Here is a 21,735-nt window from a genome sequence, read left to right on the forward strand (position 1 = left end):
GGCGAGTCGGATGAATGAACGACAACGAGTTGCGGAACAGGAAGAAACTCAAAATCAAGTAAAGGTGGATTTTGATACTGAGTGTCCGATGTGTAGTGCTTCTATTCAATTTGACCCTTCTTCGGGTAAATTAATTTGCCCGTACTGCGGCTACGAAACAGAGATTGCTGAACCAGATGTAGAAGATCAACGAACAGCACAAGAAATGGATTTTTCAGCCGCTGAAAAACGAGAAAGCTACAATTGGGGTGTCGATAAGAAAACGGTCATTTGTGAAGAATGTGGGGCAGAATTGATTTATGATGCACTGCAAGTAGCAGATACGTGCCCGTATTGTGGTTCTAATCAAGTAATGGAAGCTGCAACCGTAGATACACTTGCTCCGAATGGCGTTTGTACGTTTCAAATTACAGAAAAGCAAGCGGGTGAAAATTTTCAACGATGGATTAAAGGAAAACTTTTTACCCCGAGTGCCGCAAAGAAATCAGCTAAACCCGAATCTTTTCAAGGAGTGTATATACCGTACTGGACATTTGATTCTCATACGGTGTCTCATTACCAAGCGATGTACGGTATTGATCGGGTCGTGAAAGACCGAGAAGGAAATACGCGCGTGGAGACGAATTGGTTCCCAACATCGGGCATTTTCCAGCGATTCGTTGATGATGAGCTCGTTTTAGCTTCTACGCGCTATGATCGGTCGCTTTTACAAAAAGTTGAACCATTTCAAACGACGGACAACAAAGCGTACAAACCCGATTATTTATCGGGATTTTTAGCAGAACGCTACAGTATCGGTTTAGATGAAGGATGGACGATTGCACAAAATCAAATTCATCAAATGTTATCGTCCGAAATTTCGAGCCAAATTCGAAGGAGACACGGTGCGACGCACGTGATGAATTTACATTTTTCAACGACGCACGATCAAATTACGTATAAATATTTAATGTTACCGATGTGGTTGTCTTCTTTTCGATATAAAGACAATGTCTTTCAGTTTATGGTGAATGGACAAACCGGCAAAGTCGGAGGGAAAGCACCTATTTCGCCATTACGTGTGACAATTGCGGTAATTTTAGCGACAATCGTCTTCATTTTATTGTATATGTACACGCAAAATTCTTGAACTTTGATACAATAGAAGAAACTGTGAAAAGGAGTTATCCCTTTGATTTTGTTTAAACGTATTTTCTTTTCGATTTTAGCGATAATGGGGCTCGTTCTAACAATTATTTCATTTGATCATCTAACGACAGAGGCGAATCAAATCATGCATTTAACGGCAGCAGCATTGTTAGCAATTGGCGTAGCTCAAGTTTACTTTACTTTTGATAAGAAGAAAAAATAATTAGTATGTGAACAGCTTATTCTCAAAAAGAATAAGCTGTTTTTTTGTTTTCTCCTCTTTATTACGCTTTTTCAAACAAATTATCTCGACAAAGAAACAGCTCCTGTTTAGACAATGAATACGTTTAACTAGATAGAATTAGGAAACAACGCTCGATGGAAAGGACGTTTTTTTAAAGTGTATTAAGAGAACGAGCGTATGTTTCTGTTCCAATCTTTTACAAAATTGTGTAAAATAATAGTTATATTCGTGTTTTAATTAGTATTTTACGTTTATTAGGGGGATGGGTATGAATACAATTACAGCTTTAGAGATGAATGCTTTACGCATACCAAACGAAGAAAGTTTAGAGTTTAATGGGAAAATCTATACGTGGAAACAACTCGATGAAGAAGCGAATCGTTATGCTAAAGGGTTAATGGACCGCGGTGTAAGAAAAGGGGATCACTTTGCCGTCTATTTACGTAATTCGGATCATTTTGTTATCTTGAGCTATGCGATTTGGAAAATTGGGGCGGTACTCGTACCCATTCACTATCGGTCGGCATTACCGGAAGTTATACACATATTAGAAAATGCACATATTATGGGGGCAATATGTGAAGAAGAGTATGTAGACATAATGCAAAAAGCAAATGAGCAATTGACGAAGCCGCTTCGCTTAATCATTCATCGTGGGGACGTTGAACGAGAGCATATGGAACCGTTAAAGGTACTACGAACAGATTCAATAAAAGCGAATGGTACGCATCTACAAGCGTCAGACTATGCAGAATTATTATACACACAAGGCACACAGGTCATCCAAAGGGTGCTTTATTTACACATAGTCAAGTAATGGACGGAGCGGTCATATACGAGCGAATAAGTTTAATGACTCGTGGAGATTGTTATGCGGTAAGCGTTCCATTATGTCATGGTTTAGCACTCAACGCAATCGTTCTGATGGCGGCTGTCGTAGGTGGAAAAATATGCATTCAAGAAAGCTTTGATGCAGATGAAATTTTAACATGGATGCAACAAGAACGTGTTACACACTTTTTCGGTGTTCCATCCATGTACGTGGCTTTGACAGAGAAAAAGACAGCCGATATGCAGATGCCGTCGATGAAAGTCATGTGTTACGGAGCAGCACCTATGCCTATACCGCTTTTAGAAAAAATGATGGATACATTTCCGACCGTTAAATTTTTCAATGCGTATGGCACGACAGAAAGCGGTCCGACGGGACTTGTCCTTTTACCATCCGTTCAGGCAACGAAAAAAGGAAAGACAGGTAAGCCGATGCCTTTGACAGCTGTACGTATCGTCAATGATTATATGGAAGAAGTAGCTCCGGGTGAGCAGGGAGAAGTTATGATTAAAAGTCCAGCGATGATGACGGAATATTATAATGATCCAGCTGCGACATTTACGATGATGAAAAATGGTTGGCTATTTACGGGTGATCTCGCTATAGCGGATGAAGAAGGGTATATTTCTATCGTCGGACGAAAAGATAATACGATTATTTCAGGTGGCGAAACGATTCACGTCGTAGAAATCGAACAGCTGTTAAATGAACATCCGAAAGTGAAGGATCTCGTCATTATGGGTGTACCAGATCCTTTATGGGGGGAAATGGTTGTCGTTACCGTCGTGCCGGTAGAAGGCAGTCCTCTAACGGAAGAGGAATTAATCGCATATTGTAAAGAGAGAATGGCAAGTTATAAAATTCCGAAACGCTTCGTGTTTATCGACGAATTACCACGAAGTACGTCTGGAAAATTATTAAAAGACCATTTAAAAGAACGCATTATGAAATAAAGGTAAAAAGCTACGAAACTTTTCGTAGCTTTTTTCGTTTAGTTGAAAGATGTAGTAAAATAAATGAAATGAATAAATGAAATGAACGAGATAAAAGGAGTGACAATCATACGTGAAAACGATTTTTAAACTACTCATCATGATTTTAATTGTCACATTAGGCTATCGGTACATTACGACAACGTATCCGGATTTTATGCAAGAGACAAAAAGCATCTTGCAAAAAGCGAAAAGTGATGGGGAAAGTTTAGTTGAAAGTGTGGAGACGACTATTGATTCTTACAAAGAAGATACGGCGACCCCTGAAAAAATTAAAGTAGACACCGTTAAAAAAGTAACGACACTTCCGAGTGAATACGATGCAGATTGGGTCGTTTCACATGACCAATACACGAACTTTACGTTGAAGTTAGAAGATGAACAAGCAGGTTATGCTACAGGGAAAGGTAGAAAACTTTTAGGTATTACTATTGGAGAAACGACAGCGGAGCAAGTGAAAAGTAAATGGGGAACGCCTTTAACGAGTATGCAACTAGGCATTACAAATTATCGCTTTGCGGATGAAGATGCAAAAGAGCAACTCATCTATAAACGAGATGGCTATTATATTTGGTATTTTATTGATTTGCACAATGACTCTAAAGTACGCGCTGTGAAATACGTTGCTGTTTCCCTTGAAAATACTAAAAAACAATATTACGTAACACCGAGTGATGCATGGCGTAATGGGGAAGAGAAACTTATGGTGTTATTAATGAACCAAAGTCGTGTAGCGGCAGGGTTACAGCCACTTATTTATGATAAAGGGTTAACAGAAGAAACGCGTGCGCACAGTCAAGAAATGGCAGACAAACATTATTTTTCTCATACAGGATTTAACGGCTCTCAACCGCAAGATCGTATGAAGGCAGCGGGATACACGAACGAGCGATTGTATGCGGAAAATTTAGCGTACGGACAAGTTAGTACGATTTTCGCACATGAAGGCTTGATGAATAGTTTAGGCCATCGAGAAAATATTTTAAGAAAAGAAGCAACACATGTCGGAGTCGGTATTGCATACGATACCGAAAATAAACCGTATTATACGATTAATTTTTATACGCCGATGACAAACTAAAAATAGCTAAAGAGTTGGAACTGAACCACGAAAGTGAAACAGTGAAAAAGACACTTCTTTTAAGCAGAATGTGACGGACGCTTTCCTGGGGCATGGCAGAGGCCTCCTCGTTCGCAAGCTCACTGCTGAGGTCTTCTGCTTATGCTTTTCCCCTAGGAGTCGCCGTCAAATTCTTATTAAACCATCTTTTTCCGATATTGTACTGGAGAAAGGTGGTTTAACTTTGCCAATTTTGTTTCGTATGAATATACTTGTTTTTTTCATCAAAAAACACCTCCAAAGATTTTATACCCTCGAAAGTGTCTTTTTCTTTTTATGTTGTCTCAGATTTTTAGGTCCGTTCCGTTCAACTTCATAAAGTTGAGCTCTTTTTATTTGCTTAATCGTTTTAACACGTATTCAAACTATGATACAATAAAAATAAATAGTCTTTTTAAACTATCATCCAAAGAAATAAAAAGGTCTAAAGTAACTGTATGGGTGGGATAATGGATGGATGTAATACAAGCACAACGTGAAGCAAGAGAATTAATGGTCAATACGCAGTACATATTGAAAAATAAAGATGAACAACTATTTGATGATTTTCAGCCAGCATGGGGGAAAATGCGTGTCATTGCAGCGCGTAAGCAACAGCATTGCTCTACGTGTAAAGAAGCGATTCCATATATGGCACCGATGAGTGTATTTTTAGCGATTTCGGAAGAAGATGGTCATTTTCATCGTCAAAATATGTGTGCATCGTGTATCGTGACACAAAGAAGAAAAACGTCAGAGTTTATTTTAAAGCAAGTAGATGGACCGAGCTATTCGGATGATTTTATTTTGGATCAGACGCATCTACGACATATGACGATTGACCAAGCGACAAATATTGCGGCACAAATGAGAAAAGATGCGATTTATATTCGAGAACACATTTCGATGAATATTATCGCAAGAGATGGTTTGTATTTGTATGAAACAATTATGGCAACGACTTCAAAAACGAAGCATTATTGTCATCGTTGTAGTGCCATCGTACCGCCAGAAGAAACGACTTTTTCCATTCCGACGAAGCAAAAACATCTTCATCGTGCAGAATACCAATATTTATGTCAAACGTGTGCGACAAAATCGATTCGGGCTTCTCAAAAAAGAATCGATCAATATAAACGGGAGCAAAAATTATAAATAGTAGCGTATTTCATGCTATTCATTTCTTTATTTTTAAAACATCGTATTTTTGTACGATGTTTTTTTGATTTCTCTTCTCCCTCTTTTTTGGAATAAAATAAAGAACATTCTGAATAATCGGTATTTTAATTTTTAAATTGTAATTAATTGGATGTTAGAATTATTTACATCAAAAGTAGATTTATTTCATGCTAGATAGAGATGAAAACGCTTTTAATATTCGATTATATGTATAATATCATTCTATTTTTAGCATAAATAGCATAAAATAATAGAAAAATGCGAATAAAATAGATAAAATATTCAAAAAACGATTGACTCTTTTGTTTGAAAACGTAAAATAGGAGTATGAACAAATGTTAGGAAACATTACATTGATTAATTAGATTTCCTGACATATCGAAAGGGAGATGTATATGGATGAAGTAATGTACTTGATGAACAGTCTTTGGACGATGGTCGCAGCTATTTTAGTTATTTTTATGATTGCAGGATTTATTTTATTAGAAGCAGGATCACTTCGTATGAAAAATGCGGGGCACGTTGCGGGTAAAACAATTTTCACTTTCGGACTTTCATCACTCGTTTTTTGGGCAGTTGGTTATGCATTCATTTTTGGTGGAAATGCGAATTTCTTTACAGGTATGACAAACTTCTTTTACGGTGGAGAATTGACAGAAGGTGATGGATTAGCGGCAACTGTATTTTTCGTTTTCCAATTAGCTTTTGCAGGAATCGCCGTAACGATTGCATTAGGTGGTTTTGCAGAACGAGCGAAATTTTCTGCATACGTTATTTTTACGATTCTTTTCGGTATTTTAGTTTATCCAGTCATTGCTCATTGGATTTGGGGGGGCGGTTGGTTAGCAGAACATGGTAAACAAGACTTTGCTGGTTCGACAGTCGTCCATTTAACCGGAGCGATGGCAGCGTTAGCCGCAACTATTTTATTAAAACCGCGTATCGGTAAGTTTAATAAAGATGGTTCTGCGAATAAATTTGCAGGGCATAACCAAGTGTATTCGGCATTAGCTGTACTCATTTTATTCGTTGGATGGTTAGGATTTAATGCGGGTTCAACAGTCGCGGTAGACGGTGCATTTTTTGGCTATGTCGCACTTAATACCGTATTAGCTGCATCAGCTGGAGCCGTCGCAGCTACATTTATTTCATGGGTCGTACTTGGTAAATCTGATATCCCAACGATTTTAAATGGGATGTTAGCGGGGCTTGTTGCTATTACAGCTTCTTGTGCATTCGTTGACGTTTGGGCATCGGTTATCATTGGGTTTATCGCAGGCGTCATTACATTTTATGCAGCACGTTTCTTAGAAGCAAAACAAATTGATGATCCCATTTTCGCTGTATCTGTACACGGTATTCCAGGTGTATGGGGTACGTTGTCGACAGGCTTCTTCGCAACAGGTGCTTTAGCTGAATCAACGGGTGTAGGACAAGCAGGACTTTTCTACGGTGGTGGTTTAGAACAGTTATGGGTACAATTTATGGGCGTCGCTGTTTGTGGTGTGTACGCATTCGTTGTCGCGTTTGGTATTCTTTGGGCTATGAAAAAAGTCATGGGTGGTATTCGTGTGAGTGAAGAGGAAGAAATTATGGGTCTTGATATTTCAGAACACGGTAGCTATGGGTATCCGGAACATATGTCTGGTGAAACGACATTTACGAAAAATGACAAAAAAGACGATATACCGAGTGAACCAAAATCCGTATAATACAACTATAAACGAATAAAGAGGTATCCTTTTGGATGCCTCTTTTTCGTAAAGGAAGTGATATATTGAATACGAATTATGTTAGCGTATCGAAAGAAGTTTTTTGGGGAAAATGTCAGTCAATTCAACAGTTGAATGACTACCATGATGCGCAGATGAAACATGTAATTGATGTGACGTTACAACAAATGGATGCAGCTCCGCCTTGTGAATTTTCTTTGTTTATTACGGGCAGCGGCGGTCGAAGAGAACAAGGTTTTTTTAGTGATCAAGATCATGGATTGATTTTTGAAAATCCGGAAGAGCACGCTTATTTTTTAGAGTTTGGCATACGGTTCTCAAACAATTTAGCAGCAGCAGGCTATGTGTATTGTAAAGGGGGAATTATGACGTCTAATACGATGTGGAACCAATCTTTAACGGATTGGCATGATCAAATTGGACGCTGGCTCCATTCAGCAGAATGGGCAGATGTACGCTATGCACAAATCTTCTTTGATGCACGTGTCCTTTATGGAAAGACACAATGTATGGAAATTTTAAAAGATAAAATAATCGTATTAACGAAAGATAACCCGTATTTAATGCATCGATTCGTTGAAAATATGATGCATATTAAACCTTCTTTAGGGCCTTTCGGTCAACTTTTAACAGAACGTTACGGGGCGCATCAAGGGGCGTTGGATTTAAAATATACAGCATTTGTACCGTATGTGAATTGTGTGCGTATACTCGCTCTTCATAACGGTGTGAAAGAAACGTCTACGTTAGAACGTATTGTAAAATTACAGCAACAAGAACCTATTTTAAAAGGGGCTGCCATTCAATTTGAACAGTTGTTAACATTACGCTTTTTATATAGTAGAAAAGAACACGAGACAGAACGTCATTTTATATCGTTGGACCAACTAACACCATCACGTCGTAAAAATTTGAAGAATATCTTAAAAAATATACGTAAAATTCATAACAATCTTATGAAGCGTTTTTCGTAAAGGGTGAAGTATATGTATGTATTTGAAAATTTTTCACAACTCGTTCGAACGTTAACTGGAAGAAAAGATTCTGATACGATTAACGACATACAAAGTTTAGGGCAACGTGCTTTTTTAAGAGATTTACAAAAGCGACCGGCGAATCCTAATAGTTCGCTTCAAACGCCTCTTTTGCAATTAGAACTCGTCATATTTGATATAGAAACGACCGGATTTCGTCCACATAAAGGCGATGAAATCATATCGATTGGTGCAGTGAAAATGAAAGGAACGAAGCGACTCGCAGAAACGTTTTATACCGTCGTAAAACCAGAGAGGAAAATTCCTCGGAATATCGTTCAATTAACAGGAATTGATGAGAAATTGGTAGCCAATGCGCCATCTTTGAGAGAAGCGTTATATCGTTTCGCGCAGTTTACGGAAGGGTGTACGCTCGTAGCACATCATGCGAATCACGAACGTACATTTATGAAGCATTATTTTCCACTAGCACTAAATACGCCATTTCAGCAGCGTATTGTGGATACGGCATTCATTATTCAAATTTGTGAACGAAATGCGTCATTAATTACATTAGATGATGTGTGTGAACATCAACAAATTAAAATTGAAAATCGGCATCATGCGCTAGGAGACGCAAAAATGACCGCTATTTTATGGGAACTGTATGCACAAAAAGCAACATCGATTGGCTGTGAAAATTTACAAGATATTTACGAACGTTTCGCAAGAATTTAGCTTGTAATATATGTTTTAAGTTTACTTTTTTCTATTTCGTGTTATAATTCTTGTATCATCTAATTTGTAGATGTGTTTTTGAAAATTGATACAAGGAGTGGATAATATGTTAAATGTAACCGTCTCAAAGGGTGAAAAACATTATATCGTGGATTATGTTTCGGATAATTTAATTAGCCAAATGGAACATACAACTGAATCATTTTTAGAAAGTATTTATACATTAGGAAGAAAAATACATTTAAACGATGTTCATTTTGAAATTCCGAAAGAATTGGCTAATAAAGTGACGGCCTTTTTAAAAATTGAATTCCCAGGCGAATTGTACGAGCATAAAATCTCAGTCGTTTAATATATTGCTGCGTAGCCATAAAAAAACAAATTATTATTCTGAAGGGTTGAACGGAAATGCAGATGATGTGCTTTGCACTGAATACGATAGCTATTGATCATGTCGAAAGTTGAGTTGTTCATTTCGATAGGTTGATAGCTATTTTTCGTTGTAGACAAATAGTAGGCATCAATCTAATGCATACAATCCTATTAATATACATATTTTTCTTATATATATATATTTCTTTCGATTATTGGAGATGATGAGATGGATCAACGAATAGAAAGAGAAAGTACCGTATTTGAACAAGAAGAAAAAGAACAAGGGGAAGCCTTTCGATAAGATTTTTTAGAGAAAATGGGGTAAGGGGATCGAGCGTTCAATACATTTCTTAAAAAAATTCTTCGTTACAAACGAAGAGGAGCGTAAACGAATCCAAATGAACTGTACGTATTCGGAGACGTTAAGTGATTAGGATAAAAGAATCTATAAAGCAAAATTAAAGCAATTTGAACAAAGCGATGACATGTCCAAACACTTTCCGGTTATAATCGCGTTATTAATGGTCATGGTTGTGCTGCTTGCGATTCTTTCTAAAAGTGTCATAAAAAGTAGCGACGTTATGCCGCTCGCTATATTCGGAGTGGAATAGAGATACAGGGATTTATATCAATGTATTATATAGAATATGTATTTAAAGAAAAGCATCCAAGGAGGCTTTTCTTTCGGATAAATTGAAGAAGGTACTCTAGAACTTATTAGTTTTTGTATACAAATACTGACAAAAAAGAATATAATGGATACGATACATAGAGAAAGATAAGGGGATGTATATGGAAAAACAGCGTATTATTTTATTTAGTTATATCGTGACGTTTATTTGTGGCATTTTATTTGTCTTAACCGTAGCGAAAGCACCGATTTCTCATTCTGGAGAAGCGGCGAATCAATGGGCTTCACCGGCGATGTGGTTAGCAATCATCATCTTAGTGTTATTATTCGTTATTGGGCTCGTTTTATACATAGTAGCAATGGACGCAAAAGGGATTCATATTATTTGGAAGTTAGTAGGCATCGTTGTCTTTGCTGTGTTAGGGATCATTTCAGCAATCGATGCAATGGGGAAAGAATCGTCAACACTTGGCATGACGTTGTACGTTTTAACAGCGCTGATTGTTTTAAGTAATCTCGTTGCAGTGTTCTTACTAATGAAAAAAGAAAAAAGAAGTACATATGGTAGTTATTCATCGTACCGATAAAAAAACGCACAAGCTTATCGCTTGTGCGTTTTTTTAAAGTTCAGCACCAAATACGTTTCCGGGTTGTACAACTTCTCGTGAAATCGTAATTGCACCGAATCGGCGTAAGTGGACGATACATTCAGGGGTAGAATTGATGATTTTATCAATGTAATAATCTTGTTTCGCTTCTTCGATTCCCATACCGTTAAATTCATCACGAAGGGCATACATATAAACGTTTTTTTCATCGTTTGTCAAGACGCTAGGATTTTTGGATGTTTCCATACTATTAACTCCTTTAAATCAATCTATTTTTAGTATATCACACGTAAAAGAGAACATTGAATGAACATTTTATACGTATATTGCAATTTTAACCTGCTCTTTGGTAGAATAGTCAAGACGATACAGTTCAATTTAAGCTGTCGTATAGATTATAGATCATTTCAGGAGATGACAATATGAAGAAAAAATCTTTATTCGCTGCGGTTGCATTATCAGCTGTAATTTTAGCTGGTTGTGGAGAAAAAGCTGTTACATCTGAACAAGTGAAAGAATCAGCTGTAGCTGACTTTGCTACTGAGTACTTACAAGATGCGAAAAAAGCTGACGAAAGTGGCTTAATCGTAATCGAAAGTGCGACAAACCAATACTTATACTTTAAAAATGCAGAAGGCGAAGCTGTAAAAATTAAAGATATGAAATTTACGAAAAAAAGTGATACACGTAACTCAAACTACCGTGTAGATATTACAACAGAAGCTGCTAAAGATGCAGCTGATGGTGATGCGGTATATGAATTCCAAAACGCTAAAAACTTAGAAACACTTGATATTTACGTAGATGGTAAAGAAACACCTGTTTCTAAAGTATACGCAAACCACTAATATTCGTTTAATCAAAGGGGATCCAATCGGATTCTCTTTTTTTATTGAAAGAAAGGAAAATCGTATGCATAGCCGAAGCGCGGTAGTCTTAGTAGAAAATAATAAAGTGGCACTAATCAAACGAAGAAAAAACGGACGCACGTATTATACATTTCCCGGTGGTAAAGTAGAAAGCGATGAAACGATTGAAGAAGCGGCCGTGAGAGAAGCGTATGAAGAGTTAGGTGTACACGTTCGCATTGGTGAATGTGTTTTAGCATTGCCGTATAACGGGACGCAGTATTATTTTACGGCAACGAAGGAGCATGGTGTTTTCGGAACGGGACAAGGCGAAGAATTTCAACATCAAAACGCCCACAACTCGTATGAAGCGGTATGGTTATCACTTGGTGAAATCGCATCGATTGACCTTATCCCACTAGAAATGAAGCCGTGGTTAGCAAGATTAAATTAATATGAGTGAAATAAAAAAATCCTAGCGTGCAGTTTATGCATTCTAGGATTTTTTCGTGAAGAAATGGTTTAATGGAAATAATCGTACGTATTTTTTGATAATAGGGCGATGGTAACGATGATAAATAAAATACGTACGTAGCCACTTCCGTGTTTTATCGCAAACTTCGTGCCGACAATGGCACCGAATACTTGTGCAGCCCCCATGGCAAGTCCGTATACGTAATTGATTTGTCCTAATGAAGCGAACAACAAAAGTGCGGCGATATTACTGCCGAAGTTTAAAAAACGTGCGCTCGTAGCGGCTTTTAAAAAGTCGTAGCCGATCATTAAGAAAGCGAAGATGAAAAACGAACCTGTTCCGGGTCCGAGAAATCCATCGTACGCTCCGATGAAAAAGACGACGATGCAAAAAATAGCGTATCGTTTTTTCGTTAATTTTTCATATGTTGAAATCGTACCCCAATCTTTTTTCAATAACGTATAAATTAAAACGATGACAAGCATAATGAGCATTAAAGGTTTCATCACTGTCGGGTCCATTAAGTGAACGGCATAAGCACCTAAAAGCGAGCCGACAAAAACGATTGGAAATAATTTTTTGACAGAGGAAATGTCTAAGTTTCCAGAGCGGTAGAACGTAATGACGGACGTCAGAGAGCCCATTGTGCCTGCTAATTTATTTGTAGCGACGGCTGCTGCAGGTGAAAGACCAGCGAAGAGAAGAGCAGGCAAGCCGATTAGACCCCCGCCCCCAACGACTGAATCGATAAAAGCGGCTAGAAATCCGAATAAAACGAGTATGAGTAACAATTGAAAATCAATATCTATAAACACATTCCCATCCCTTTCTTATGTGTTACTACCGTAATAGTAACATAGTATGTTATGATTGAACATAATAATATTTTAAAAGGAGGACGCTATGGAACAATTAATTATGCAACTCAAAAATATGGGGTTTACGGAATATGAAGCAAAAGTGTTTGTTTCACTCGTCGAACTAGGAATTGCGAGTGCTTCTGACGTTAGTAAACATTCTACAGTGCCACGTGCACGAGTGTACGGCATTTTGGACCAACTAGTAGAGAAAGGTATCGTATTCAAAGTCGAACGTGAAAAAGCGACGTTGTACAATGCAATCGCTATTGATTTGTTGATTGAGCAAACAGCTCAAAATTTTGAACGTAATTTACAGAGAGCAAATGAACAATTGAAACAACTCGAACGGAAAAAGAAAGCACCAGTCGAACCACAAGTACGGTCGTTACAAGAGAAAGAAACAATTGTACAGTATTGTATTCATTTACTTGAAAAAGCTCAACATACGATTTTAATTTCGATGTGGGGAGATATGTATGAGACGCTTCAACCGCATATCGAGAAAGCGAATGAACGGATTGGTGTGAAAGGTTTAACGATTCAAGCAGAGCATACGATTGAATCGATTGATCACCATCGTTCCACGACGTATACGAAAACAGCGATGAATCCGCATTGGTTTATTATTTCAATTGACCATGAAGAATGTTTGTATGGGTCACCCGTTTCTGAAAGGAGTTCGGCTTTTTTAACGGATGATCCGATGCATGTGTACATTTTAGAAGATTATATTTGGCATGATGTGTTAGTGAACCGATTAGTGAATCGTATGGATGAAGAAACAGACAGTTGGATTAAGGAAGAAAGAAAGGCATTCTTTAATCAAAAAAACCGCTAACGAATTCGTTAGCGGTTTCTTGCTTAGAAACCATTTTGTTTTTGGAACTGGGCAAGTAGTTGATCTAATTTTTCTTTTTCTTTTAAATATTGTTCAGGTGTTACAGACGTATCATTTAATAATGAGGCTAGGCGAGTGATTTCTTGTTGAATCATCTCTTTTGTAATTTGTTCTGTCATCATGTTAACTCCTTTATGTGTATGTAACGTAATTGTACTATTAGTCTCATGTTCTGTCATCTTAGAATAATGGTTGCAAATTCGTGACAATGTGTATTTTTCGTCGCTATTTTAAAGTGAGTTATGCTATTGTTAAATGGATAGAAAGTGAAGGTGTTCGATAGATGATGGAAGGTAAATTAAACTGGTTTGGTTTTATTGGTGTATTTGTAGGTTTATTTTTATTAGCACAACCATTTGAATCTTCACTGCGCGTTAGTGCCTTATCGAATTGGTATGCAGTAGGTGCAGGATTTTTCATTTATTTCATAGGTGTCGTATTTTCAACATTCGGCTTCTTGCGTGAAAAAACGAATTTGCGATGGATTAATATGATCGGAATTTTCGTCGGTTTAGCTATTTTATCTGTATTTATGTTTTAATAATGTGTAGAACGAGAAGTTACTTAGTAGATAAGTAACTTCTTTTCCTATTGTCGGAACAATTTTTAGAAGAGGGTGACTCAAAGGTGAGTAGGGAAGAACAAAAAAGAGAGCGCCGAAATAACATTATTGCAGTCGCTAAAAAACAGTTTTTATTACACGGTATGCAAAATGTGCAGTTGCAAGATATTGCGAAAGATGCGGGTGTGGGGATTGCGACATTATATCGTTATTTTCCAAATAAAGATCAACTCATTATTGCGGTTAACAATGATATTATGCAAGAGATGACGAATACGATTCATCAGATTGTCAGCGAATCTTTGACAGCTTTTGAACAATTAGATCGTTTACTAACATATTATATAGACTTAGCGGATGAGCCTGCGCATCAATTCGTTAAATTTTTTAAGACGTTTGAAATTTATAAAGACGAAGTATTAAATGATTCTGAAAATTATCAAATGTTTTTACATATCCGAAGAAATTTTGCAGATGTTTTATTACAATTAGTGGAAAATGGACAGCAAGATGGCTCTTTTCGAAAAGACATCGATTTAGAAGTGTTCGTATTTACAGCAGTACAAAATGTTAGTTACTTCGTTTCAGAAGCGGTGCTAGTAGAACATGATCCAACATTAACCGTTGATTTGAATCCGAAAAAGCAACTGCAACTTTTGAAAGATATGTTTTTACAATATGTAAGACCTTAAGTTTGACTTGTGTACGAAAAACATGGTACTTTTAATTATGAAAAGTGATAGTTGACTATCACTTTAATAAGGAGGAAATAAATTATGTCTCGATTATCAGGTAAAGTTGCAATTATTACAGGTGCTGCTCAAGGCATGGGTGCTTCTCATGCGAAAAGATTTATTGAAGAAGGCGCGAAAGTCGTTCTTACAGATTTAAACGAAGAAAAAGGTTTAGCATTCGCTAAAGAATTAGGCGAAAATGCACTTTTCGTTAAACAAAACGTAGCTTCAGAAGAAGATTGGAAAAATGTAATCGCGAAAGCGGAAGAAACATTCGGCCCAGTAAATGTATTAGTAAATAACGCTGGTATTACGTATGCGAAAAGCATTTTAGATTTATCTTTAGATGATTACATGAAAATTGTAAACATCAACCAAGTTTCTGTATTTTTAGGTATGCGTGAAGTAACAGCTTCTATGCAAAAAGCAGGTGGCGGTTCAATTGTCAACATTTCGTCAATTAACGGTTTAGTTGGTGGTGCAGTAGGTTACACAGATACGAAATTTGCTGTTCGTGGTATGACAAAAGCAGCAGCTCTTAACTTATCTGGATACGGTATTCGCGTAAACTCAGTACACCCTGGCGTTATCGCAACACCAATGATTATGCAAGAAGATGCAAAAGATAAAATTGAAGAATTCGCAAAACATATTCCATTAAAACGCGTTTCTCAACCAGAAGAAGTATCACAATTAGTTGTATACTTAGCTTCTGACGAATCAAGCTACTCAACAGGTGCAGAATTTGTTGTAGATGGTGGACTTACAGCTCAATAAGATCGTCTATATATAAAAGAGAAGCTATAGGCTTCTCTTTTTTGCGTAAAAAAACCTTCTCACTTTTTATAAGTGGGAAGGTTTTTCACTAATCTTTTTTAGGTATGAAAGGAATCTTATACCAAATGTTAACGAAGAATGATGTAATTGGCTCCATAATGAAGCGAATGCTCACGATAATACTTGCTGCAATGAAGCCTACGACGATTCCACCGAGTACATCACCAGGATAATGGTTTCCTACATAAATACGAGAAAAACCTGTTAAAAGGCCAAATAACACGGCTAGCGTGCCCCATTTACGGTGACGTAATAATAAACCGAATGCAATACCAAGTGCGCCAGCTGTATGATCACTCGGGAAAGAAGCATCGGCGTCATGTGGAACGAGTAAATTGATGTCTGCATGTGTAACGAATGGGCGTGCTTCAAAATAGAAGTGCGCAATAATTACATTAATCACGATTGCTAAAACACCTGCAATCCCTGCATACAATGCCGATTTTTTCGTATATGTATTTCCGAAGAGCCACATGCAAGCAAGAATCACCGCAAAAACGAGTAGTGCGCCGTTTGTCGTAGCAATCATGAACTTATCTAAAAAGGTCGTCCCATCTCCAGCGAGTCCATTAATTGACTTTAATAAATCGTAATTCAAAACATAACCTCTTTTCTAAAGTATATACAATCACTCAGTTTAGCATATACATTGCATTTTGCAATAAAGTAAACGAAACTGTCATAGGAAAAGTTTCTATGGAAGGATTGTTTCTTTTTGAGGATCATGTTTTTTAAGCAAAATGACGAATAAACTACCGAAAAGACAAAAAATACCGGCAAGGACAAAAGTGGAAACGTATGAATTTGAAAAGCTATACAATAAACCGCCACCATACGTTGCGACTGCTGCACCTACTTGGTGAAAGGCAACCATCCATCCGTACATCATCGCCGATTTTTTCATGCCGAATTCACGGCGTGTTAAGCCAATCGTTGGTGGAACGGTGGCAATCCAATCTAAACCGAAGAAAATAGAAAAAATAATGAGTAACGGAATCGAATTTTGTTCTAAGGCAAGAGGAAGTAATAAAAGAGATAAACCGCGGAAACCATAATAAATAAAAAGCAACCATCGATTGTCAAAGCGGTCGCTTAACCAACCTGATAAAGTCGTCCCAATCAAATCAAAAATACCCATAAAGCTTAGCATCGATGCGGCTAATACAATTGGAATACCGTAAGACATGCAAAAGCCGATAAAATGTGTACCGACAAGACCAGTCGTTGATAAGCCACAAATAAAGAAGCTACTAGCTAATAACCAAAAGGCACGGCTTCTCATACCTTCCATTAAGGAGAGCCAAACGAGTTTAAAAGGATTAACTTTTTTCTTCGTAGAAGTTGTCTTTTGTTGTTTTTCGATGTAGATGTTTCACCTAAAGCGTTCGTCCCGATTTGTTCAGGCCAGTCTTTCATGAAAAGGAGCAACAGTAAAAGTGTGACGATGCTTAAAAATAAAATAAGACCAATAGCATAGCTCCAATTATAACGAGCGATTAACGTCGCGAGAACAGGTAGTAAGACGAGCTGTCCCGTCGCGGTAGCGGCTGTGAGTATTCCGACTGCGAGCCCGCGTTTTTTAACGAACCAACGATTGGCTACTTGCGTACTTAAAACGGTTAAAAATAAACCCGAACCAATGCCGATCATAACGCCCCAAATGAGAATCAAATGCCATGTTTTCGTCATAATGAACGTTAAGCTCAAACCGACGGCTAAAAGTGCCATTGAATAAATCATCATTTTCTTTAGTCCAAATCGTTCGACAAATGCGGCCATAAAAGGACCTGAAAAGCCGTATAAAAATAAGCCGACAGCAAAAGCGAATGAAATCATCGAGCGACTCCAACCGAATTGTTGTTCAAAAGGCTCGATAAAAACACCAGAAGAAGAACGGATAATTCCAGCGACAATAATCGAGAAAAAACTAATCGCTAAAATAATCCAACTGTAGTGCATCTTTTTCATCATATGTATGCCTGCTTTCTTAAAAAATAGTATATGAAGAAAATATTATTAGATAATTCAAAATAATTCAATATTTATTTTTAAAAGTTTATTTTATAGGTATAAAAACTTAATTTGAGGGTATATGTCTTTTGTCGGACTTTTTCTCCTAGAAAAATTCAATAAACAGGTAGAGAAGAGTTAACTTTTTTCGACGATTAGTGTTATTATGAATTACGTTATCGATACATGTGAATTGTTCATCGGCTCACATGGAAGCAACTAGAAATGTTACATGGAAGGAATGTACCCATTTGAACTATAAATATAAACTCGCAACAGCAACACTTTTAGCTTTAACGACTATGACTGCACCTACAATGTCTCATACATACGCTCAGGCGGAGACAGTGAACGAAGTAACTAAACAACAAGTAAGTGATGCACTGACTTCAAATGCTTTTTTGAATAGCATTGCAAATGATGCTGCAACGATTGCAAATGATGCCGGTTTGTATGCCTCTGTTATGATGGCACAAGCAGCGCTAGAAAGTAACTATGGTCGAAGTGGGCTAGCAAGTGCACCTAACTTCAATTTATTCGGAATTAAAGGGCAATACAACGGGCAAAGTGCGTCTTTCTCTACAAAAGAACAAACGAAAGATGGCGATGTGTATCAAACTGTTGCCAATTTCCGTCAATATGCCTCATATGAGCAATCCCTGCAAGATTATGCAGATTTGCTATCAACAACACCTTATTATGCCGGTACGTTAAAAGCGAATACGATGTCATATAAAGACGCATTAAGTGTTCTTCAAGGAAAGTATGCGACAGACCAACAATACGCTTCGAAACTACAAGATGTGATCGATACGCATGATTTAACACGTTTTGATCAAGTAGCGGGGAAAACAATCATTACGAATGAAGATGGGACGACAACGACAAACTACGTAGCGAAAAAAGTGATTGCTGTCGTGCAAGGGGATTCATTGTCACGCATCGCTAAAACGTATGATGTAACAGTCGAACAGTTGATGGAATGGAACGGTTTGAAATCAACATTGCTTGCCATTGGAGATGAGTTGATCGTTTCGATTGATTCGAATTCAAAAGAAACTGTCGCGACAACAGTAAAAGAGCCGGTTGCGGCAATCGTTGAAAAGAAACCGGTTTATAAAGCAACGAAGAAATACAAAGTGAAACGTGGCGATTCATTAACGAGTATTGCGAAAAAACACCGTGTTTCTTCGGATGATTTAAAAGAATGGAATGAGTTAACGACTGCTAAATTAACGAAAGGTCAACAGTTAATTGTAGCGATTAAGCGTGTAGATACGAAAAAGGCGACTAAAAAATCATCTCCAGCTAAAGTAGAAATCGTGAAAAAAGATATGCCTAAAAAAGAAGCGAAAATTAAGCCACGTTATTATACGGTCCAACAAGGTGATTCTTTAGCATCTATTGCACGTGCTTTTACGACGACAGAAACGAAATTAAAACAATTAAATGAATTAACGACGAGTCTTGTGTACACAGGACAAAAAATAAAAATTCAATAGTAAGCCTAAAGCGAGAATTTTCAACGTTCTCGCTTTTTATTTTCTTTTTTAATAGCGAAAAATACATATTTTTTTGAAATAGGCATGTATAGCCTATAATAGAGATAAAAGAAAAAATGGTAGGTGATGATATGGAAGCAGAACGACGGAAAGACGTTCGTTTTACGAGAGATGTGCGGAAATATGATGCACGTGGATTTGACCGAAGAGGAAGGCATGAAAACCAAACGCCGTACGATGAAGATGGTTATGACGTGAGTGGCTACGATTTTGAAGGATTCAATCGGAATGGATTTAATCGTAGTGGCATTCATAAAAATGGCACCGCATTTAATCGTCAAGGTTATGATGTAAGAGGCTTTGATCACAATGGGTTTAATCGTAAAGGATACAATGTATCTGGATTTAATTCAGAAGGCTTTGATGAATATGGCTACAATGAACAAGGTTTCAGTTTGTCTGGGAACCACCGGAACGGAACTTTTTATGACGAAACTGGATATGATGTACATGGATTTAATCAACAGGGGTTTAATCAATTTGGTTATGACATGTCTGGCTATGATGCAAAGGGTTTTAATAAAAAAGGGTATAACGAAGCGGGATATGATGCAAGAGGCTTCAATAAAAAAGGACGTCATACGAATACGACGAAATTTGATGATGAAGGATACAACAAAAAAGGCTTCAACAAAGCAGGTTATAATCGAGCCGGTTTTAATAAAAAAGGGTTTAATGAAGCAGGGATTCATGAAAATGGGACAACGTATAATAAGAAAGGTTATGATGTGCGTGGATTTGACGCGCTTGGCTACGATAAAAAAGGATATAACGAAGACGGATTCGATATGTCTGGTTATAATCAGCACGGCTTCAATACATCTGGCATCGATCGTTTTGGGTTTGCAGAAAATGGTTTCTCAGAAAATGGCTTACATCGAAATGGGACATTTTGGGATGAAGCAGGTTTTGGTAAAGATGGCTACAATCAAAGTGGGTACAATCGCGATCATTTAGACAGAGGTGGCTTCAATGAACAAGGCTTTAATGAAGCGGGATTCGATGCGTCTGGCTATGATGCATTAGGCTATGCGAAAGATGGCTACAATCGAACAGGATATAATGAAGATGGATTCGATCGGTTAGGCTATGATGACGAAGGGTTCAATGAACAAGGCTTTAATGAAATGGGTTACGATCGTCGGGGGTATGATGCAGCAGGGGACTATCGACCATTTATGCACGATTATTTATCAACATATCATTATACGTTAGCCGATGTTACTTTTGAAACGATTGAATGGAAACACATTTTATGGCAGTTTTTTGAATTAGAACAGCCTTTTTACGTGTACGATCAAGAGAAGAGAATGGAATGTGTACAGCAACTCACACAAAATATCGTCGTAGAATTGCTGCGGATTGAACCGTACAGTAAAGGATTTGCACATCCGACGATTGCACTTGATTATTTAAAACGACGCCGAATCCTAACAGAAAAACAATATAAATTACTCATTTTCATGCAACGCAATGAGCATGTAACGCCGATCCATATTCATAATTTACGGAAAATCGTATTCCAAAAAATCGCAAAAATAAATCGAATATAACGAATAAGCCCTCGAAATCAAAAAAGATTTCAAGGGCTTATTTTAATAGTTTACATATTTATATTATGTAAACTATTAAATGCGAGTTGTCCAATTAAGCGGGGCTTCTAATCGACCGGTTTGCATATTTGTTAACGTATCATATAAAAATTGTGCGGTTTCTCCGATTTCTTCATTATGAATAATAAGTTCTTCTCCTTGCCAAAGAAGACGTCCGACAGGCGAAATGACAGCAGCTGTTCCGGTGCCGAATACTTCTTCGAGCGTACCTGCATCATGTGCTTGAATAATTTCATCAATGGTAATGGCGCGTTCTTCAATCGGGATATTGTTTTGTTTTAATACGTGAATCATCGATTCCCGCGTAATGCCAGGAAGAATACTGCCTGTTAAAGCGGGCGTGATGACTTTCCCTTCTATTTTGAAGAAAATATTCATCGAACCGACTTCTTCTACGTATTTATTTTCCTTGCCATCTAACCAAAGTGTTTGAGAAAAACCACGCGCATGCGCTTCTTTTGAAGAAATTAAACTAGAGGCATAATTGCCACTTGTTTTAGCTTCGCCAGTCCCGCCAACTACAGCACGTACGTATTTTTCTTCAACCATAATTTTGACAGGATTAATGCCTTCTTTGTAGTAAGAACCGGAAGGGGACATAATGATAACGAACTGATATTCCGTCGATTCATCGACGTCTAAACTCGCCTCTGTCGCAATAATGAAAGGGCGTATGTAAAGCGATGTACCAGGTTGCTGCGGAACCCAATCACGGTCAATTGAAACGAGTTGTTTTAACGCTACAAGTGCAAATGTTTCATCGATTGGGGGAATGCAAAGCCTTTCAGCAGAGCGATTTAAGC

At 37.5% G+C, this 21,735-nt stretch carries 25 protein-coding genes and 1 pseudogene; 19 read left to right on the forward strand and 7 right to left on the reverse strand.

Annotated elements, in window-relative coordinates; all coding sequences use genetic code 11:
• The first annotated feature begins 10 nt into the window (after positions 1–10).
• The 11 genes and pseudogenes from KSHG_RS00480 to KSHG_RS00535 all read left to right on the forward strand — a co-directional run bounded on the left by KSHG_RS00480 (position 11) and on the right by KSHG_RS00535 (position 10,512).
• Complete coding sequence (locus tag KSHG_RS00480; protein WP_010300277.1) at positions 11–1,129, forward strand: hypothetical protein; 1,119 nt, start codon at positions 11–13, stop codon at positions 1,127–1,129.
• A 42-nt stretch (positions 1,130–1,171) separates the two neighbouring features.
• Positions 1,172–1,351 (forward strand): hypothetical protein, encoded by a 180-nt coding sequence (locus KSHG_RS00485; RefSeq protein WP_026022465.1) that lies wholly within the window; start codon positions 1,172–1,174, stop codon positions 1,349–1,351.
• A gap of 313 nt (positions 1,352–1,664) precedes the next feature.
• A pseudogene (locus KSHG_RS18615) lies at positions 1,665–2,683 on the forward strand (class I adenylate-forming enzyme family protein); the annotation flags it as partial.
• 87 nt (positions 2,684–2,770) lie between these two features.
• Positions 2,771–3,157, forward strand: coding sequence for a class I adenylate-forming enzyme family protein (locus tag KSHG_RS18620; protein ID WP_328285313.1), 387 nt, complete (start codon positions 2,771–2,773; stop codon positions 3,155–3,157).
• 112 nt (positions 3,158–3,269) lie between these two features.
• Positions 3,270–4,277 carry a CAP domain-containing protein gene (locus tag KSHG_RS00500; protein WP_010300286.1) on the forward strand — a complete coding sequence of 336 codons (1,008 nt, stop codon included), beginning with the start codon at positions 3,270–3,272 and terminating at the stop codon, positions 4,275–4,277.
• Positions 4,278–4,769: 492 nt separating this feature from the next.
• Entirely contained in the window at positions 4,770–5,450 is a 681-nt protein-coding gene (locus KSHG_RS00510) for a hypothetical protein (protein ID WP_010300289.1), read from the forward strand.
• Positions 5,451–5,869: 419 nt separating this feature from the next.
• Positions 5,870–7,186: an ammonium transporter gene (locus KSHG_RS00515; protein WP_010300291.1), complete on the forward strand. Its 1,317-nt coding sequence runs from the start codon at positions 5,870–5,872 to the stop codon at positions 7,184–7,186.
• Positions 7,187–7,251: 65 nt separating this feature from the next.
• A complete protein-coding gene (locus KSHG_RS00520) occupies positions 7,252–8,181 on the forward strand; it encodes a DUF294 nucleotidyltransferase-like domain-containing protein (RefSeq protein WP_042231281.1) in 930 nt (309 codons plus the stop codon).
• A gap of 12 nt (positions 8,182–8,193) precedes the next feature.
• A complete protein-coding gene (locus KSHG_RS00525) occupies positions 8,194–8,919 on the forward strand; it encodes an exonuclease domain-containing protein (protein ID WP_010300297.1) in 726 nt (241 codons plus the stop codon).
• A gap of 106 nt (positions 8,920–9,025) precedes the next feature.
• A complete protein-coding gene (locus KSHG_RS00530) occupies positions 9,026–9,271 on the forward strand; it encodes a hypothetical protein (RefSeq protein ID WP_010300300.1) in 246 nt (81 codons plus the stop codon).
• Positions 9,272–10,086: 815 nt separating this feature from the next.
• The gene (locus KSHG_RS00535) at positions 10,087–10,512 is read left to right on the forward strand and encodes a DUF5391 family protein (protein ID WP_010300303.1); all 426 of its coding nucleotides are present in this window, start codon (positions 10,087–10,089) and stop codon (positions 10,510–10,512) included.
• Between the two features lie 33 nt (positions 10,513–10,545).
• On the opposite strand, the gene KSHG_RS00540 is transcribed toward KSHG_RS00535, so the two are convergent.
• A complete protein-coding gene (locus tag KSHG_RS00540; RefSeq protein WP_010300307.1) occupies positions 10,546–10,779 on the reverse strand; it encodes a hypothetical protein in 234 nt (77 codons plus the stop codon).
• A 176-nt stretch (positions 10,780–10,955) separates the two neighbouring features.
• Between KSHG_RS00540 and KSHG_RS00545 the strand changes: the two genes are divergently transcribed.
• Positions 10,956–11,381, forward strand: a complete 426-nt coding sequence (locus KSHG_RS00545; RefSeq protein ID WP_010300310.1) for a hypothetical protein — start codon at positions 10,956–10,958, stop codon at positions 11,379–11,381.
• 64 nt (positions 11,382–11,445) lie between these two features.
• Entirely contained in the window at positions 11,446–11,835 is a 390-nt protein-coding gene (locus KSHG_RS00550; RefSeq protein ID WP_010300312.1) for an NUDIX hydrolase, read from the forward strand.
• 68 nt (positions 11,836–11,903) lie between these two features.
• On the opposite strand, the gene KSHG_RS00555 is transcribed toward KSHG_RS00550, so the two are convergent.
• On the reverse strand, positions 11,904–12,671 hold the full coding sequence (locus KSHG_RS00555; protein WP_010300315.1) for a sulfite exporter TauE/SafE family protein: 768 nt from the start codon (positions 12,669–12,671) through the stop codon (positions 11,904–11,906).
• A gap of 88 nt (positions 12,672–12,759) precedes the next feature.
• Between KSHG_RS00555 and KSHG_RS00560 the strand changes: the two genes are divergently transcribed.
• Entirely contained in the window at positions 12,760–13,554 is a 795-nt protein-coding gene (locus KSHG_RS00560) for a TrmB family transcriptional regulator (protein ID WP_010300319.1), read from the forward strand.
• Between the two features lie 23 nt (positions 13,555–13,577).
• On the opposite strand, the gene KSHG_RS18180 is transcribed toward KSHG_RS00560, so the two are convergent.
• Positions 13,578–13,736, reverse strand: coding sequence for a hypothetical protein (locus KSHG_RS18180; RefSeq protein WP_154646859.1), 159 nt, complete (start codon positions 13,734–13,736; stop codon positions 13,578–13,580).
• 161 nt (positions 13,737–13,897) lie between these two features.
• Here KSHG_RS18180 and KSHG_RS00570 point away from each other — a divergent pair, with 161 nt between their 5' ends.
• The 3 genes from KSHG_RS00570 to KSHG_RS00580 all read left to right on the forward strand — a co-directional run bounded on the left by KSHG_RS00570 (position 13,898) and on the right by KSHG_RS00580 (position 15,687).
• Positions 13,898–14,155 (forward strand): hypothetical protein, encoded by a 258-nt coding sequence (locus KSHG_RS00570; RefSeq protein WP_235728323.1) that lies wholly within the window; start codon positions 13,898–13,900, stop codon positions 14,153–14,155.
• Positions 14,156–14,241: 86 nt separating this feature from the next.
• Positions 14,242–14,868 carry a TetR/AcrR family transcriptional regulator gene (locus KSHG_RS00575; protein WP_010300324.1) on the forward strand — a complete coding sequence of 209 codons (627 nt, stop codon included), beginning with the start codon at positions 14,242–14,244 and terminating at the stop codon, positions 14,866–14,868.
• Between the two features lie 84 nt (positions 14,869–14,952).
• Complete coding sequence (locus KSHG_RS00580; RefSeq protein WP_010300328.1) at positions 14,953–15,687, forward strand: glucose 1-dehydrogenase; 735 nt, start codon at positions 14,953–14,955, stop codon at positions 15,685–15,687.
• An 88-nt stretch (positions 15,688–15,775) separates the two neighbouring features.
• Here the strand turns inward: KSHG_RS00580 and KSHG_RS00585 are convergent, their stop codons facing one another.
• The 3 genes from KSHG_RS00585 to KSHG_RS19050 all read right to left on the reverse strand — a co-directional run bounded on the left by KSHG_RS00585 (position 15,776) and on the right by KSHG_RS19050 (position 17,718).
• A complete protein-coding gene (locus KSHG_RS00585) occupies positions 15,776–16,345 on the reverse strand; it encodes an undecaprenyl-diphosphatase (RefSeq protein WP_010300331.1) in 570 nt (189 codons plus the stop codon).
• 96 nt (positions 16,346–16,441) lie between these two features.
• Positions 16,442–17,038 carry an MFS transporter gene (locus KSHG_RS19045; RefSeq protein ID WP_315970491.1) on the reverse strand — a complete coding sequence of 199 codons (597 nt, stop codon included), beginning with the start codon at positions 17,036–17,038 and terminating at the stop codon, positions 16,442–16,444.
• Entirely contained in the window at positions 17,038–17,718 is a 681-nt protein-coding gene (locus KSHG_RS19050) for an MFS transporter (RefSeq protein WP_315970492.1), read from the reverse strand. Before KSHG_RS19050 ends, KSHG_RS19045 begins: the two co-directional genes overlap by 1 nt.
• Before the next feature lie 290 nt (positions 17,719–18,008).
• Between KSHG_RS19050 and KSHG_RS00595 the strand changes: the two genes are divergently transcribed.
• Positions 18,009–19,259, forward strand: a complete 1,251-nt coding sequence (locus tag KSHG_RS00595) for a LysM peptidoglycan-binding domain-containing protein (RefSeq protein ID WP_010300333.1) — start codon at positions 18,009–18,011, stop codon at positions 19,257–19,259.
• 131 nt (positions 19,260–19,390) lie between these two features.
• Positions 19,391–20,872, forward strand: a complete 1,482-nt coding sequence (locus KSHG_RS18585) for a hypothetical protein (RefSeq protein ID WP_187119959.1) — start codon at positions 19,391–19,393, stop codon at positions 20,870–20,872.
• A gap of 75 nt (positions 20,873–20,947) precedes the next feature.
• Here KSHG_RS18585 and KSHG_RS15750 read toward each other — a convergent pair.
• Positions 20,948–21,735, reverse strand: a 788-nt coding sequence (locus KSHG_RS15750) for a branched-chain amino acid aminotransferase (protein ID WP_010300341.1), incomplete at its 5' end; no start/stop codon positions are given.

This window comes from Kurthia senegalensis, from assembly GCF_000285595.1.
GTDB lineage: Bacteria > Bacillota > Bacilli > Bacillales_A > Planococcaceae > Kurthia > Kurthia senegalensis.

Bases quoted from the DNA above. Each gene is read 5' to 3' on its own strand.
- KSHG_RS00480 (WP_010300277.1), top strand. From the start codon at position 11: ATGAATGAACGACAACGAGTTGCGGAACAGGAAGAAACTCAAAATCAA.
- KSHG_RS18620 (WP_328285313.1), top strand. From the start codon at position 2,771: ATGAAAAATGGTTGGCTATTTACGGGTGATCTCGCTATAGCGGATGAA.
- KSHG_RS00510 (WP_010300289.1), top strand. From the start codon at position 4,770: ATGGATGTAATACAAGCACAACGTGAAGCAAGAGAATTAATGGTCAAT.
- KSHG_RS00515 (WP_010300291.1), top strand. From the start codon at position 5,870: ATGGATGAAGTAATGTACTTGATGAACAGTCTTTGGACGATGGTCGCA.
- KSHG_RS00525 (WP_010300297.1), top strand. From the start codon at position 8,194: ATGTATGTATTTGAAAATTTTTCACAACTCGTTCGAACGTTAACTGGA.
- KSHG_RS00530 (WP_010300300.1), top strand. From the start codon at position 9,026: ATGTTAAATGTAACCGTCTCAAAGGGTGAAAAACATTATATCGTGGAT.
- KSHG_RS00535 (WP_010300303.1), top strand. From the start codon at position 10,087: ATGGAAAAACAGCGTATTATTTTATTTAGTTATATCGTGACGTTTATT.
- KSHG_RS00540 (WP_010300307.1), bottom strand. From the start codon at position 10,779: ATGGAAACATCCAAAAATCCTAGCGTCTTGACAAACGATGAAAAAAAC.
- KSHG_RS00545 (WP_010300310.1), top strand. From the start codon at position 10,956: ATGAAGAAAAAATCTTTATTCGCTGCGGTTGCATTATCAGCTGTAATT.
- KSHG_RS00550 (WP_010300312.1), top strand. From the start codon at position 11,446: ATGCATAGCCGAAGCGCGGTAGTCTTAGTAGAAAATAATAAAGTGGCA.
- KSHG_RS00560 (WP_010300319.1), top strand. From the start codon at position 12,760: ATGGAACAATTAATTATGCAACTCAAAAATATGGGGTTTACGGAATAT.
- KSHG_RS18180 (WP_154646859.1), bottom strand. From the start codon at position 13,736: ATGATGACAGAACAAATTACAAAAGAGATGATTCAACAAGAAATCACT.
- KSHG_RS00570 (WP_235728323.1), top strand. From the start codon at position 13,898: ATGATGGAAGGTAAATTAAACTGGTTTGGTTTTATTGGTGTATTTGTA.
- KSHG_RS00580 (WP_010300328.1), top strand. From the start codon at position 14,953: ATGTCTCGATTATCAGGTAAAGTTGCAATTATTACAGGTGCTGCTCAA.
- KSHG_RS19045 (WP_315970491.1), bottom strand. From the start codon at position 17,038: ATGGAAGGTATGAGAAGCCGTGCCTTTTGGTTATTAGCTAGTAGCTTC.
- KSHG_RS19050 (WP_315970492.1), bottom strand. From the start codon at position 17,718: ATGATGAAAAAGATGCACTACAGTTGGATTATTTTAGCGATTAGTTTT.
- KSHG_RS18585 (WP_187119959.1), top strand. From the start codon at position 19,391: ATGGAAGCAGAACGACGGAAAGACGTTCGTTTTACGAGAGATGTGCGG.